This is a genomic window from Rahnella sp. PD4, from assembly GCF_049199325.1.
In the GTDB taxonomy this organism is placed as follows: domain Bacteria; phylum Pseudomonadota; class Gammaproteobacteria; order Enterobacterales; family Enterobacteriaceae; genus Rahnella; species Rahnella perminowiae.
Genome location: NZ_JBLZQF010000007.1, coordinates 230,770 through 245,312, shown reverse-complemented (window position 1 = coordinate 245,312; position 14,543 = coordinate 230,770). Strand labels below are relative to the sequence as shown.

Below are 14,543 nucleotides of genomic sequence, written 5' to 3'. Positions count from 1 at the left end.
CTGTTTTTTCGTGTTAACCCTTTTGCATCTGTTGTCTGCTATTTCTCTGCTCGTATGGGGTACGCACATCGTGCGTACCGGCATCATGCGCGTCTTTGGCGCCAATCTGCGCCGTGTTCTGAGTAACAGTGTCGAGAAAAAACCGCTGGCGTTTGTGGCGGGGATTGGCGTAACTGCGCTGGTGCAAAGCAGTAATGCTACCGCGCTGCTGGTCACGTCGTTTGTATCGCAGGGGCTGGTGGCACTGGCGCCGGCACTGGTGATTATTCTCGGTGCAGATGTCGGGACCGCCGTGATGGCGCGTATCCTGACTTTCGATCTCTCCTGGCTTTCTCCGCTGCTGATTTTCGTCGGTGTTGCATTCTTCCTCAGCCGTAAACAAACCCGCGCCGGGCAAATGGGCCGCGTCGGTATCGGACTGGGTCTGATTTTACTGGCGCTGGAACTGATTGTGGGCGCAGCAACACCGATCATGCAGGCCTCCGGCGTGAAAGTTTTATTCTCCTCACTGACGGGTGATGTACTGCTCGATGCTCTGACCGGCGCAGTGTTTGCCATCATCAGTTATTCCAGTCTGGCTGCTGTGTTGCTGACCGCAACCCTTGCCGCAACCGGCGTGATTTCGCTTAAAGTATCGCTGTGTCTGGTCATCGGTGCCAATCTTGGCAGCGGGCTGCTGGCGATGATTAACGCCAGTAAAATGAACGCTGCCGGTCGCCGGGTCGCGCTCGGCAGCACGTTGTTTAAACTGATTGGTTTAGTGATTGTGCTGCCGTTTGTCGGACCGTTGTCGACCCAACTGACGCGGCTTGGGATCCCGGATGAGGAACTGGTGATTTATTTTCACATGTTCTACAACCTGATCCGTTGTCTGGCAATGGTGCCGCTGACTGCGCCGATGGCGAAGATTTGCCAGATGATGATTGCCGATGTGCCGGAAGATGATCCGCGTCTGCGCCCGCGTCATCTTGACGTCAGCGCGATAGATACACCGACGCTGGCGCTGGCCAATGCCGCCCGCGAGACTTTGCGCATGGGCGACGTGGTCGAACATATGCTGATCCTCAACCGGGAAGTGATGCACGGTAAACTGGCGCAGGATCGCGAAGTGCGGCGTCTCGACGATGACGTTGATGTGTTGTACACCGCCATCAAACTGTATCTGGCGCAAATCAATAAAGAAGGGTTGGGCGAAGATGACTCCCGCCGCTGGGCAGAAATTATCGAAATGGCGCTCAACCTCGAACAGGCCGGTGACATTATCGAACGTATGACCGGCGATATCACCGCCAAATCCCACGCTACGCGCCGCGCGTTCTCGCCGGAAGGCTTGGTGGAACTGGATGCCTTACATGAAAAATTACAAGATAATCTGCGTCTGAGTTTGGGGGTATTCCTGTCAAACGATCTCACCAGCGCACGCCGTCTGCGACGTTCCAAACACCGCTTCCGCATTCTTGACCGCCGTTACGCGCATGCCCATGTTGATCGCTTGCATCAGCATAATGTGCAGAGTATTGAAACCAGTTCGCTCCACCTCGGGTTACTGGGAGATATGAAACGTCTGAACTCACTGTTCTGTGCGGTGGCGTATAACGTGCTGGATCAGGATGAGCAGGAAGACGAGCAGCGCGAACCGAATGATGATGCGCAACGGGTGTAGTACGAATAAAAACGGGCGCTGAGGAAGGCGCCCGTTTCTTTTTGCTGTTTTTTTACGGTCTGGACATCAGTCTTTTTTGACCGGTTTGCCGGACCAGTAACCGGCCAGCAAAGAACCTGAAAGATTATGCCAGACCGAGAACAATGCACCCGGCAGTGCGGCCAGCGGGGTGAAGTAGATTTTCCCCAGCGTCGCGGCTAAGCCTGAGTTCTGCATGCCGACTTCCATCGCCAGCGTGCGACAGGTGGTTTCGTCAAAGCCAAACAGTTTTCCACCCCAGTAACCGCTCAGTAAACCAATGCCGTTGTGCAGAATAACCGCCACAATCACGATCAGTCCCACAGAACCGATAAAGCCCTGACTGCCTGCCACGACGGCGCTGATAATGGCGATAATGCACACCATTGAGAAAAGCGGCAGCAGCGGTTCGATGCGTTTTACGGTTTTCGTGAACAGATGATGAATAATCAGACCGGCTAAAATCGGGATGACGACGATTTGCAAAATGCTCAACAGCATGCCTTCCACATCGACCTTGATGTGCGTATCAACATACAGACGTGTTAGCAATGGCGTGGCGAAAACGCCAACCAGCGTGGAAACCGCAGAAATCGTCACGGAAAGCGCGACGTCACCTTTCGCCAGATAAATCATGACATTAGAAGCAGTTCCGCTGGCCACGCTGCCAACCAGAATCATCCCCGCCGATAAATCTGCGGGCATATGGAACAGCTTTGCCAGTACCCATGCCGCCAGCGGCATGACCAGATAATGCAGGAAAGTAGCGGCAGCAACCGGGCCGGGCCGGGAAAGTACGCGTTTGAAATCACCGAATTCGAGAGTGACGCCCATCGCGAACATGATCAGCATCAGCAGGGTAGAAACGTGCGGGCCGATCGGCGTAAACGTGCCGGGCGAATAGTAGGCCGCGACGGATAACAGCACGGCCCACAAGGGGAACAGGCGGGTTATTATGGCTAACATTGAGGATGATCCTTGTCTTTGTTGTTTTGCAAAAGTACAGACAAAAAAAAGACCGGGCACGTGGCCCGGTCTTCTCAGATACCGCGCCCGTCCTTATTCGAATAGGTTGCGGTGTAGAGTTTTAACAACCTGATCGGCATCGTTGCCCGGCACCAGGAAGCATAAATTGTAGCTACTTGCGCCGTAGCAAATCATGCGGATATTGAACGGATCCAGTACGCCGAAGACTTCTTTGCCGACGCCACAGGCCTGTGACAGTTTGTTACCGATAATCGCGATCAGTGCCAGATTTTCTTCGACTTCCACGCGGCACAGTGAGGATAATTCTGTCAGCAGCGAGGTGGTCAGCAGGCTGTCACCCGAGGATGTGGAACCGGTGGTATCCAGCGTCAGTGCGACGCTGACTTCGGACGTTGTGATCAGATCAACAGAGATGCTGTGACGAGCCAGAATGCCAAACACTTCGGCGAGGAAACCGCGTGAATGGAGCATGCTCAGGCTGTGCAGCGTGACCAGCGTTTGTCTGCGGCGCAGGGCTATCGCGCGGAACAGCGGCGGATTATCGCTGGTATCACACACCAGGGTGCCACCGCCTGACGGGTCCTTGCTCGAGCCTACAAACACCGGAATACCGCGGCGCACCGCTGGCAGCAGCGTTGCAGGATGCAGAACTTTCGCACCAAAAGTCGCCATTTCAGCCGCTTCTTCAAATGCGATACGGTCAATACGTTTTGCCGCCGGCACCAGACGTGGATCGGTAGTATAAATCCCCGGTACGTCCGTCCAGATATCCACCCGGGAAACGCTCAGCGCTTCGCCTAACAATGCGGCGGTATAATCGCTGCCACCACGGCCAAGTGTCGTGGTACGCCCTTTGCCTTCAGAACCGATAAAACCTTGTGTGATCACAAGAGCGTCCTGCAAGCGCGGTTGCAACTGCTGAACGGTTAACTCGTTTAATGCCTGAGTATCTGGCTCCGCCCGGCCAAAGCGATCATTGGTGCGCATAATTTTACGCACGTCGAACCATTCCACCGGCACGTTACGCTGGCGAATGATTTCAACAAACAGCAGAGTAGACATCAGTTCGCCATGGCTCACCAGTTCGTCAGTCAGCGCGGTAGATGTCGCCAGGCTCGCCGCTTCTGACAACATAGCGATATTTTCCAGCATGCGGCCGATTTCTTCGCGGATCACTGTCGGATTATCGAGGCGGTCGATGATGGCGCTCTGGATGCGTCGAATTTCATCAAGCAGGAACACCCGTCGTTCGGTTTCTTTACCTTCGGCCAGCTCGACTAATAAATTGGTGACGCCCGCAGAGGCGGAGAGGACAACCAGACGTACTTCAGGACGCGACAGCACGATATCCGCGCTGCGGTTCATTGCGTCGAAATCCGCCACGCTGGTACCGCCGAATTTGGCGACGATGACATTACCCAAAGGCTGCTGACTGGCGTTGCGGGATACTGCGTGATTCATGTAAAACCTCGTGTCCGGGTCGTCATACCATGACGGCCATCGATTCCATAAGAATTGGCACAAAGGGAAGAGCGGGAAACGGGAGCAGGCGTAGAGATACTACGATACACCCAGAAGCGCCCCACCTAGCCGACACCCTTTCGGGGTGTTCCGGTGACAACCCAGGGGATTCAGCCCCTGTAGTCGATCGTTCGCCTGCCGCGGGCTTATGATCTCGGCGCCGCTCCCCCTGATGTATCTTCGTAGGATTTCGGCTCCTCCGATACACTGCCTGGGCGACGCGCCTCTTCTGGCTCGCGCACCGAGCGCGCGAGTTAGGCGCTTAGGAATAGCCGTTTATCGCCCGTCTGTCAACGGTCAGGCAGCGCATGCGCTACATTTTGAGCGATTCTCATCTAATATTGTTCTCTGTCATTGTGATTAAGCAGATCTGACCTATCGCAAGAAAAGGCATCTCTTCCCGGGAACTTCAGGCTACAATCGGGACAGTTACCTCATATTTATTCTCAGCCTAAGAGCATTGCTATGAAAAATATCAATCCAACTCAGACCGCTGCCTGGCAAGCCCTGCAGCAGCATTTCGACAAGATGAAAGATGTGCAGATTAGCCATCTGTTTGCTGAAGATGGTGATCGTTTCTCCAAATTCTCTGCCACGTTTGAAGACCAGATGCTGGTCGATTTCTCTAAAAACCGTATCACTGCAGAGACGCTCGATAAACTGCAGGCGCTGGCGAAAGAGACTGACCTTCAGGGCGCAATCAAATCGATGTTCTCTGGCGAGAAGATCAACCGCACCGAAGACCGTGCTGTTCTGCACGTAGCCCTGCGTAACCGCAGCAACACACCAATCATCGTGGACGGCAAAGATGTTATGCCGGAAGTGAACGCAGTTCTGGCGAAAATTAAAGGTTTCACCGGGCGCGTTATCGGTGGCGAGTGGAAAGGGTATACCGGCAAAGCCATCACTGATGTGGTGAACATCGGGATCGGCGGTTCAGACCTCGGTCCGTTCATGGTGACTGAAGCACTGCGTCCGTACAAAAATCATCTGAATATGCATTTCGTCTCCAACGTAGATGGCACGCATATCGCTGAAACGCTGAAAGATTTGTCTCCGGAAACCACGCTGTTCCTGGTGGCATCAAAAACCTTCACCACACAGGAAACCATGACCAACGCCCACAGCGCGCGTGACTGGTTCCTGGAAACTGCCGGCGACAACAAACACGTGGCGAAACACTTCGCTGCGCTGTCTACCAACGGTAAAGCAGTGAGCGAGTTTGGTATCGATACCGACAACATGTTCGAATTCTGGGACTGGGTCGGCGGTCGTTACTCTCTGTGGTCAGCAATCGGTCTGTCTATCGCGTTGTCTGTTGGGTTCGATAACTTCGAACAATTGCTGAGCGGTGCTCATGCAATGGACAAACACTTCGCGAATACGCCGGCTGAGAAAAACCTGCCGGTGCTGCTGGCACTGATCGGCATCTGGTATAACGATTTCTACGGCACTGAAACCGAAGCTATCCTGCCATACGACCAGTACATGCACCGTTTTGCCGCTTACTTCCAGCAAGGCAACATGGAATCTAACGGTAAGTTCGTTGACCGTAACGGTAATCCGGTGGATTACCAGACGGGCCCGATCATCTGGGGTGAGCCGGGCACTAACGGCCAGCATGCGTTTTATCAGCTGATTCACCAGGGGACTAAAATCATCCCTTGTGACTTCATTGCGCCAGCCATCAGCCATAACCCGCTGAGCGATCACCACGCGAAACTGCTGTCTAACTTCTTCGCCCAGACGGAAGCGCTGGCATTCGGTAAATCTCTGGACGTTGTCGAGAAAGAATTCGCCGATCAGGGCAAAAAACCGGAAGACGTGAAACACGTTGCGCCGTTCAAAGTGTTCGAAGGGAACCGTCCGACCAACTCCATCCTGCTGCGTGAAATCACGCCTTACAGCCTGGGTGCGTTGATCGCGATGTACGAACACAAAATCTTTACTCAGGGCGTGATCCTCAACATCTACACCTTCGACCAATGGGGTGTAGAACTGGGCAAACAGCTGGCAAACCGTATCCTGCCAGAACTGGAAGATGACAAAGACGTGACCGGGCATGACAGTTCGACTAACGGTCTGATCAACCGCTTCAAAAACTGGCGCTAATACCCGTTATCCTTCGCGCTGCCCCGGCGTTGGCTGCCTTCATGAACCCCGGTCACATACTTGTGTATGCTCCCGGGGATTCATTCAGTTGCCGCCTGGATGCAACACGAATGATTTAGGGCATTAAGGTTTTTATACGTCAAAATAAAAGGGTTAGCCTTCACCGGCTGGCCCTTTTTTAATGGCGCTTTTCCTGTGCTGACTCTGTGGTATTCTGCGGGTATTAATAACAAAAGTGGGATGTAGATCACATGGCAGGATCAAAGCGGGCATTAATGATATCCGTCATTATGCAGCGAATTTTGAACATATTCTTATTAGGACTGGCCGCAATCCTGATGATTTTTATCGGGCGTGAAACCTACCACTTAGCAATGGTGCTGTTCGTGAATAACGATCAGTCGTCCTCGTATCTGCTCATCGAGGGGATTGTGATTTACTTCCTCTATTTTGAGTTTATTGCCCTGATAATTAAATATTTTTCATCGGGCTATCATTTCCCTTTACGCTATTTTATTTACATCGGTATCACCGCGATCATCCGTTTGATCATCGTTGATCACAAAAGTCCTTACGACACATTGGTTTACGCCTGCGCCATCCTGGTGCTGGTTGTGACGCTGTTCCTGGCCAATGGCGAACGTCTGCGTCGCGAATAAATGAGGCAATTACTGCCTCGCATTCATACGCTAGAATGTGAGGCAGATAATTCATTGGAGGTATGAACACCTTCATTACGGAGCTATTGATGTCTGATTCCCATTCCACCGAAAAATCCCCGATCCACTGGTTTGACGATCCTTCGCAGGTGCCTGCGGATGTGGCTGACTGGCTGATGGAAATGGGATCCATGACCCGCCGGTTTGAAAAACAGGGTGTGACCGTCACCGTGAAACCGCAAAACGAATGTTTTGTCAGCCGCGAAGAGCTGGGTGAAAGCGAGGCGCAGCAGTTGCCGGAAAGCGCCCGTTACTGGATCCGGGAAATCGTATTGTTTGGTGACGCACAACCGTGGCTGCTGGGGCGCACGGTCATTCCTGAAGAAACACTGACCGGGCCAGATCTGGCACTGGTCGATTTAGGGACTGTGCCGCTGGGCCGCTACCTGTTCAGTGGCAATAATCTGTCCCGTGATTATATCCATCTGGGTCAATTACACAGTGAGCAGGGCGAGTTATGGGCACGCCGTTCCCGCCTGCGCTTGTCTGACAAGCCGCTGTTGTTGACCGAAATTTTCCTACCGGACTCACCGGTTCATCGTCCGCAAAGTCAGGCGGAGCAGGAATGAGTCAGACTAACCAAGCAGGAGAACAAAGAGTGTCAGGAAGTATGACTCAGGGCACATGGCGTGATTACTGCCGCCTGATGCGTATTGATAAGCCGATCGGCTCATTGTTGCTGTTGTGGCCAACGTTATGGGCACTGTGGGTAGCCGGTGGCGGAATGCCCTCTGCGAAGATTTTGCTGGTCTTCGTGCTGGGCGTGTTTTTCATGCGTGCCGCCGGTTGCGTAGTGAATGACTACGCCGATCGCAAATTTGATGGTCATGTAAAACGTACCGCTCAACGGCCATTGCCGAGCGGGGCGATCACTGGCAAGCAGGCGAAAATATTATTCGTCGGACTGGTGCTGGTGTCATTCCTGCTGGTTCTGCTGCTTAACCGCATGACCATTTTACTGTCTCTGGCCGGACTGGCGCTGGCATGGATTTACCCGTTTATGAAGCGCGTCAGTCATCTGCCTCAGGTCGTTTTAGGCGCAGCGTTTGGCTGGGCTATCCCGATGGCTTATGCGGCGGTGAGCGAAAGTGTGCCGCTCAGTTGCTGGTTAATGTTCGTGGCAAATATCTGCTGGACGGTGGCTTACGATACGCAATACGCGATGGTCGATCGTGACGATGATGTGAAGATCGGCGTGAAATCGACAGCGATTTTGTTCGGACGTTTTGACACGCTGATCATCGGCCTGTTGCAACTGGCAACGCTGGTTCTGATGGGCATTGTCGGCCATCTTTCCCAGCTCGGTGCACCGTTTTACTGGTCGCTGCTGCTGGCTGCTGCGCTGTTTGTACATCAGCAGAAGCTGATTGCCAAACGTGAACGTGATGCCTGTTTCCTGGCTTTCCGCCAGAACAATTATGTCGGGCTGGTGCTGTTCCTCGGCATTCTGATGAGCCTGTCAGGGTTCACGTTGTAAATATTCCTGAACTGATTCAACGCCCATAAAAAAACGCCCGGCCTCCGTAAAGAGTCCGGGCGTTTTTATGCAGCCAGCACTGGCTGGCGCTAATGGCGGTTAATGATTGGTATCGCGCACATCCAGCTTCGGCTCCGCCGGAGGGGCAGTCGGTTGCGGCAAATCAGACGGCATACCCGCACTCTCAATGGTCAGCTTGATGTCTGATGTCATCAGATCACTGAGCATGAGATAAATTTCACGTGTTTGTTCCTGAATGGCATCACCGCTGTCACTGATATAGCCTTCAGCGCGAAGTGTACCGACCAGCGTCGAGAAAACGGCTTTATCGAAGAATTCAGGGGCATTGATACCGTGCAGTACGGACAAACGCTGCGCCATAATCCGGCTCTCTTTTTCCAGCGCACCACGGTTGATACTTGGGTTATTGGTGAGCAGGGAGAAGGTGATCGCGTAGCGTTGCAGCGTTTCACGTACACCGGCCGCCAGCAGTTGCAGGGTACGGATCCGCGCCGGATTAAGGGTCAGTTCATCATCTTCAAGATGAATGATTTGCTGACGTGCCAGTTCCAGCGTCAAAACATCCAGTACCTGTGGCAGCTCAGACGTCTCGAAATGCATAAACAATTCGGCTTTGAGCATCGGATAAATCAGTTCGACCTGACGCAGTAATTCCGCGCGGCTGACCTGACGGTGATGCATCACAATGCTTGAAATCAGCGACGGCAACACCAGCATATGATGGATGTTGTTGCGGTAGTATGTCATCAGAACGGCCTGTTCGCGCGGCAGTACGATGATGTCGCCAATGTTGTCTTTCTCAACCTGGAACTTGTTCATGTTCAGCGCGTGATCGAGCAACTGATCGGCAGTCAGATCCGGCACCGTTGAATCCGCGTTGTAAGGTACGTTACGCAGTAATTGCAGGTAGCAGTCTATTTGCTCGGTCAGCTGTTCGCGGGTCAGTGAACGCTGGCGTGAGGCCAGCAGTGCGGTACAACACAAGTTCATGGCATTGGCAGCCGCTGAATTGTTGATACGCACCATGATCTGTTCTGCTAAGTCCTGTACCGTTGGCGTCAGCCAGCTAGGACGTTGTGCTTCGATCGGGTCGATGGCTTCACGCCAGGTCGGCACATTCTGGTTCAGGTAAGTGGTCAGATGCAGCGGTTCACCAAAGTTCACATAACCCTGGCCGAGATTGCGCAGCTTGCGCAAGCCGTTAAGCATTTGCGTCAGGCTTTCTTTCTCTTTAGTCGCACCGCGCAATTCTTTGGCATAGGTGCCCACTTCCATGACGTGCTCATAACCGATGTAAATTGGCACCAGCGTGATCGGGCGTGAACCACCGCGCAACATGGCCTGAATAGTCATGGCCAGCGTACCGGTTTTCGGCTCCAGCAGGCGTCCGGTTCGCGAACGCCCCCCTTCCACAAAGTATTCCACCGAATAACCACGGCTGAATAGTTCGCCCAGATATTCACGGAACACCGTTGAATAGAGCTTGTTGCCTTTGAAGGTTCGACGGATAAAGAACGCGCCCAGACGGCGGAAAATCGGGCCTGCTGGCCAGAAATTCAGGTTGATGCCAGCGGCAATATGCGGCGGTACCAGCCCCTGATGATAGAGCACGTAAGACAGAAGCAGATAGTCCATGTGGCTGCGGTGGCAGGGCACATACACAATTTCCTGACCGTCCAGCGCCAGCTGGCGTACACGCTCAGCATTATTAACATTGATGCCTTTGTACAAACGGTTCCACGTCCAGCTCAGTACGCGATCAGAGAGGCGCACGGCTTCATAAGAGAAGTCAGCGGCAATCTCTTCCATCAGGGCGATGGCATTTTGCTGAGCTTTTTCGTGGGAAATTTTCTTGCTGCGGGCTTCGTCTTCAATCGCTTTTTCAATGGCTTTTGAGGACAGCAATTTGTTGAACAAGTCCTGACGTGCCGGAAGACGTGGGCCAACGGCGGCCAGACGTTGACGGGAGAAGTGCATCCGCGCCACACGTGCCAGCTTTTGAGCAATGGTTTTATCTGTGCCGTGTTCCGTCGCCATATAACGCAGGGAAACGGTATTGGAGAAGCGGACAAAACTGTCCCGCCCCAGCCAAAGCACAGCGAAGAATTTCTGGATGCCATTCAGTACGCGCAGATGTGGCGTGTCATCCTGACCTTCACGGCCCGGTGCCCGACCAAACATCACCGACACCGGCAACATCTGAATGTCTAAATCCGGGTTATTGCGGTGCAAATCAAGGTAGTCGTGGAACAGCTTTACGGATTCCTGCTTCGGCGTGTAATAAGAGAATACGCGCGGACCTTCAGCAATAAAGACATGGCTTGGCAGCAGGGTTCCGTCAATTTCCAGCGGAATAAGGGGATCAGGCAGATTCTGTGCCAGACATTGCGCACGCAACGTCAGCAAATCGGCTTTGGAATTATAGGGCAATACATACAAAATCGGCCGCGTCGGGTCTAAATGCAACTCGGTAACCGGATCTGAAGGTATGACCTTGCTCTTTACCAGCAATGAGAGCGGTAAATTCAATAATGTGTAATAAAGTCTACGCCAACCTGACATAAAAACGTGAAGCCTCTTGTTAGCCATTTCGCCGCAAGGATACCAGAAAGCTCAGATGAGATCTGTGGTGATGCAATACCCTTCTTATTTCAAGCCGCAGGGGTGTTGGCTTAAGACGTTCACCCGAATCACTTACTCATGTAAGCTCATCAGGATTCACTTCTTTACCGCCTTTCTGCACCCCGACTATTTGGGGTATAAAGTGCGGCAAATTCTCTAAGGATCAGTAAAAGAAATGGCTAACCAAGTCACTGGATTTACCCGAATTTATAAAGCAGCTGGCTATTCCTGGAAAGGGCTGAAAGCGGCATGGCAAAATGAAGCGGCCTTTCGCCAGGAAGCCAGCGTCGCTATTCCGTTAATTTTGTTATCTTTTTGGTTTGATGTCAGCCCCGTAGAACGCATTCTGCTGGTGGGATCCGTTGTTTTGGTCTGTGTCACTGAACTGCTCAACAGCGCGGTAGAATGCGCGATAGACCGTATCGGATCTGAGTTTCACGTACTTTCAGGTCGTGCAAAAGATATCGGCTCGGCTGCCGTACTTCTGACCATCATATTGGCGTTTTTTGTCTGGGTCAGCATCTTTTGGCCACGATGGTTCTGATTTGGAATCTGCATTCCAGGAATCAACGTTATGCCCTGTTTTTATTCAATCTTAGGTTTTCATTGATCGTTTAGCTGTATATACTCACAGCAAGACTGTATAAACAACCAGGGGGCGGAATGAAAGCTTTAACGACCAGACAACAAGAGGTCTACGACCTTATTCGCGATCATATCTCCACCACCGGTATGCCACCCACCCGCGCAGAGATTGCATCACGTCTGGGGTTCCGTTCCCCCAATGCGGCGGAAGAGCATCTCAAAGCGCTGGCGCGTAAGGGTGTTATTGAGATTGTTTCCGGCGCATCACGTGGCATTCGTTTGCTGATGGAAGAAGAAGAGGGTTTACCGCTGATCGGCCGGGTTGCTGCCGGTGAGCCGTTGCTGGCCCAGCAACATATTGAAGGACACTATCAGGTCGATCCGGCCATGTTTAAGCCGAGTGCCGATTTCCTGCTGCGTGTCAGCGGTATGTCGATGCGTGATATCGGTATTCTTGATGGCGATCTGCTGGCTGTACATAAAACGCAAGACGTGCGTAATGGACAGGTTGTTGTGGCCCGTATAGACGATGAAGTCACCGTGAAACGTCTGAAAAAACAGGGCAGTGTGGTGCAGTTATTGCCTGAAAACAGCGATTTCCAGCCGATCGTAGTTGATTTACGTGAGCAGAATTTCAGCATTGAAGGGCTAGCCGTAGGCGTCATCCGCAACGGTGACTGGATCTGACCTTCGTATTTCGGGCTGCAGATGCGTTGGCTGCGTGCGTTCACCCGAATCACTGACTCCTGTCAGCTCATCGGGATTTTTTTACTTGCCGCCTTCCTGCAACTCGAATGACTCGGTCAGATATTACTGGGTCAAATTCTTGATCCCAATGGTCATATTGTTGATTTGCGGGTTCGTTAGCCGCCTCTGACATACCGCTAAGCTTTAACGTTTCATCTCGTCGCCCCTTCCGGGGCGATGTCACTTACAGGCATAACCTGAACCTCCGGCATGAGATTCTCTATGCAACATCATTCCCTGCGACAAACACTCAAAAACACCTTTTTAAGCCCCCCCGATAAGGCGCTCTGGAGGCTGGCATTGCCGATGATTTTTTCAAATATCACGGTGCCTCTTCTCGGGCTTGTGGATACGGCGGTGATCGGTCATCTCGACAGCCCGGATTATCTCGGCGGAGTGGCTGTGGGTTCGATGATCACGACTTTCCTCTTTATGCTCTTACTTTTTTTACGGATGAGTACCACCGGCATGACCGCTCAGGCGCTGGGCGCGAATGATAACCGGTTGCTGGCGCGCGCTTTCGTACAACCCTTTCTGCTGGCCGTATTGTCTGGTCTCACCATAGTGTTGTTCCGGCACCCCCTGATGGAACAGGCGTTTCATATCGTCGGGGGCAGCCAACCGGTGCTTGAACAGGCGAGGCTGTTTATCGAAATTCGCTGGTTCAGTGCCCCGGCTTCACTGGCGAATCTGGTGATCCTTGGCTGGCTGTTGGGCATTCAGTATGTTCGCGGGCCGGTGATTTTGCTGATTGCCGGGAATCTGCTGAATATCATTCTGGATCTGTGGCTGGTGATGGGGCTGGGCTGGAATGTGCGTGGTGCTGCCATGGCGACGGCAAGTTCCGAGTATTTCACGCTATTTATCGGGCTGTACTTTGTCTGGCGGGTAATGAAGCAACGGGGTATAACCGGCGCACAAATCACCTCGGCCTGGCGTGGTAACCTGCGCCGTCTGCTGGGGCTTAACCGCGACATTATGTTGCGTTCACTTCTGCTTCAGCTTTGCTTTGCCTCACTGACCGTTCTCGGCGCACGGCTTGGCAGCCACATCGTGGCGGTGAATGCGGTGCTGATGAACCTGCTGACCTTCACCGCTTTTGCGCTGGACGGTTTTGCCTATGCTATCGAAGCGCATTCCGGTGAAGCATTCGGTGCCCGGAATCGCCAGAAATTGCTGGATGTCTGGCATGCCGCGTGCCGTCAGGCCGGGCTGGTTGCCCTGATTTTTGCCCTGATTTATGCGCTTGCAGGCGGGGCGATCATTGATGCGCTGACGTCATTACCTGAGTTACGCGAACTGGCGGACCATTATCTGGGCTGGCAAATCATCCTGCCGCTGGTAGCTGTCTGGTGTTATTTACTGGATGGCATGTTTATCGGTGCCACGCGCGGGCGGGATATGCGTAACAGTATGGTCGTGGCGGCGATAGGATACGGGCTGACGCTTTCCAGCTTACCGCTGTTGGGCAACCATGCCTTGTGGCTGGCATTGACGGTTTTCCTGGGGATGCGGGGATTATCCCTTGGCTGGATTTGGCGCCGTTACTGGCGGCACGACACCTGGTTTTCGCTTCATGCGGACTGATTTGTATGCTTTTCAAAGGAATAAACCCCGTCCTGGCGTTATTTCCTGCTTTGGATTAATCCTAATAACGGGTTTTATCTCTGTTTCAGGAGGATTAATCGAGATTCTCTACTAACCTTTGAAGTGTTAAGGACGAACTGCAAGCCAGAAATGCAGTTCACAAAACCCAAGGTAACAGGAGATATTATTATGAATAAGGATCAAGCCGACGGTAACTGGAAACAGTTCAAAGGGAAAGTGAAAGAACAATGGGGTAAATTGACTGATGATGACCTGACAGTGGTTGAAGGTAAACGTGATCAGTTAGTGGGTAAAATTCAGGAGCGCTATGGCTATCAGAAAGATCAGGCCGAGAAAGAGCTCAATGAATGGGAAACCAAAAATAAATATCACTGGTAACATGCGACTCCCCCTCGCATATCAGTGACGTATCCTGAAAAATGCTGCTCCTACCCGGAACAATTCAGGATACGGGTACACGGAA

The 14,543-nt window shown here is 52.6% G+C and carries 12 protein-coding genes and 1 riboswitch; of the genes, 9 read left to right on the top strand and 3 right to left on the bottom strand.

The annotated features are described in order from the left end of the window. The first annotated feature begins 10 nt into the window (after positions 1-10). Complete coding sequence (locus ACOZIO_RS18280) at positions 11-1,663, top strand: Na/Pi cotransporter family protein (RefSeq protein WP_129991929.1); 1,653 nt, start codon at positions 11-13, stop codon at positions 1,661-1,663. A gap of 66 nt (positions 1,664-1,729) precedes the next feature. Here ACOZIO_RS18280 and panS read toward each other — a convergent pair whose 3' ends face one another. Next, on the bottom strand, positions 1,730-2,647 hold the full coding sequence (panS, locus tag ACOZIO_RS18275) for a ketopantoate/pantoate/pantothenate transporter PanS (protein ID WP_129954840.1): 918 nt from the start codon (positions 2,645-2,647) through the stop codon (positions 1,730-1,732). A 93-nt stretch (positions 2,648-2,740) separates the two neighbouring features. After that, positions 2,741-4,129 carry a lysine-sensitive aspartokinase 3 gene (lysC, locus tag ACOZIO_RS18270; RefSeq protein WP_129991930.1) on the bottom strand — a complete coding sequence of 463 codons (1,389 nt, stop codon included), beginning with the start codon at positions 4,127-4,129 and terminating at the stop codon, positions 2,741-2,743. A 106-nt stretch (positions 4,130-4,235) separates the two neighbouring features. Then, positions 4,236-4,426: riboswitch (Lysine riboswitch) on the bottom strand. A gap of 228 nt (positions 4,427-4,654) precedes the next feature. Here lysC and pgi point away from each other — a divergent pair. The 4 genes from pgi (at position 4,655) to ubiA (ending at position 8,497) form a co-directional block, all read left to right on the top strand. After that, a complete protein-coding gene (gene pgi / locus ACOZIO_RS18265; protein WP_129991931.1) occupies positions 4,655-6,301 on the top strand; it encodes a glucose-6-phosphate isomerase in 1,647 nt (548 codons plus the stop codon). A 251-nt stretch (positions 6,302-6,552) separates the two neighbouring features. Next, positions 6,553-6,960, top strand: a complete 408-nt coding sequence (gene psiE / locus ACOZIO_RS18260) for a phosphate-starvation-inducible protein PsiE (RefSeq protein ID WP_129954837.1) — start codon at positions 6,553-6,555, stop codon at positions 6,958-6,960. Positions 6,961-7,049: 89 nt separating this feature from the next. Next, entirely contained in the window at positions 7,050-7,589 is a 540-nt protein-coding gene (gene ubiC / locus ACOZIO_RS18255; RefSeq protein WP_129954836.1) for a chorismate lyase, read from the top strand. 41 nt (positions 7,590-7,630) lie between these two features. Continuing rightward, a complete protein-coding gene (gene ubiA, locus ACOZIO_RS18250; RefSeq protein WP_205951617.1) occupies positions 7,631-8,497 on the top strand; it encodes a 4-hydroxybenzoate octaprenyltransferase in 867 nt (288 codons plus the stop codon). Positions 8,498-8,596: 99 nt separating this feature from the next. Here ubiA and plsB read toward each other — a convergent pair whose 3' ends face one another. Next, on the bottom strand, positions 8,597-11,080 hold the full coding sequence (gene plsB, locus ACOZIO_RS18245) for a glycerol-3-phosphate 1-O-acyltransferase PlsB (protein ID WP_129954834.1): 2,484 nt from the start codon (positions 11,078-11,080) through the stop codon (positions 8,597-8,599). A 235-nt stretch (positions 11,081-11,315) separates the two neighbouring features. On the opposite strand from plsB, the gene ACOZIO_RS18240 reads away from it, so the two are divergent. From ACOZIO_RS18240 to ACOZIO_RS18225, 4 genes are all read left to right on the top strand, one after another. Next, positions 11,316-11,684, top strand: coding sequence for a diacylglycerol kinase (locus tag ACOZIO_RS18240; protein ID WP_129954833.1), 369 nt, complete (start codon positions 11,316-11,318; stop codon positions 11,682-11,684). A 119-nt stretch (positions 11,685-11,803) separates the two neighbouring features. Beyond that, entirely contained in the window at positions 11,804-12,412 is a 609-nt protein-coding gene (lexA, locus tag ACOZIO_RS18235; RefSeq protein ID WP_129954832.1) for a transcriptional repressor LexA, read from the top strand. Positions 12,413-12,694: 282 nt separating this feature from the next. Continuing rightward, positions 12,695-14,059 (top strand): MATE family efflux transporter DinF, encoded by a 1,365-nt coding sequence (gene dinF, locus ACOZIO_RS18230; RefSeq protein ID WP_421595564.1) that lies wholly within the window; start codon positions 12,695-12,697, stop codon positions 14,057-14,059. Between the two features lie 189 nt (positions 14,060-14,248). Further along, complete coding sequence (locus ACOZIO_RS18225; RefSeq protein WP_013577368.1) at positions 14,249-14,458, top strand: CsbD family protein; 210 nt, start codon at positions 14,249-14,251, stop codon at positions 14,456-14,458. Positions 14,459-14,543: the final 85 nt, after the last annotated feature.

Coding starts and splice junctions, on each gene's coding strand:
- panS (WP_129954840.1), bottom strand. CDS start 2,647: ATGTTAGCCATAATAACCCGCCTGTTCCCCTTGTGGGCCGTGCTGTTA.
- lysC (WP_129991930.1), bottom strand. CDS start 4,129: ATGAATCACGCAGTATCCCGCAACGCCAGTCAGCAGCCTTTGGGTAAT.
- pgi (WP_129991931.1), top strand. CDS start 4,655: ATGAAAAATATCAATCCAACTCAGACCGCTGCCTGGCAAGCCCTGCAG.
- psiE (WP_129954837.1), top strand. CDS start 6,553: ATGGCAGGATCAAAGCGGGCATTAATGATATCCGTCATTATGCAGCGA.
- ubiC (WP_129954836.1), top strand. CDS start 7,050: ATGTCTGATTCCCATTCCACCGAAAAATCCCCGATCCACTGGTTTGAC.
- ubiA (WP_205951617.1), top strand. CDS start 7,631: ATGACTCAGGGCACATGGCGTGATTACTGCCGCCTGATGCGTATTGAT.
- plsB (WP_129954834.1), bottom strand. CDS start 11,080: ATGTCAGGTTGGCGTAGACTTTATTACACATTATTGAATTTACCGCTC.
- ACOZIO_RS18240 (WP_129954833.1), top strand. CDS start 11,316: ATGGCTAACCAAGTCACTGGATTTACCCGAATTTATAAAGCAGCTGGC.
- lexA (WP_129954832.1), top strand. CDS start 11,804: ATGAAAGCTTTAACGACCAGACAACAAGAGGTCTACGACCTTATTCGC.
- dinF (WP_421595564.1), top strand. CDS start 12,695: ATGCAACATCATTCCCTGCGACAAACACTCAAAAACACCTTTTTAAGC.
- ACOZIO_RS18225 (WP_013577368.1), top strand. CDS start 14,249: ATGAATAAGGATCAAGCCGACGGTAACTGGAAACAGTTCAAAGGGAAA.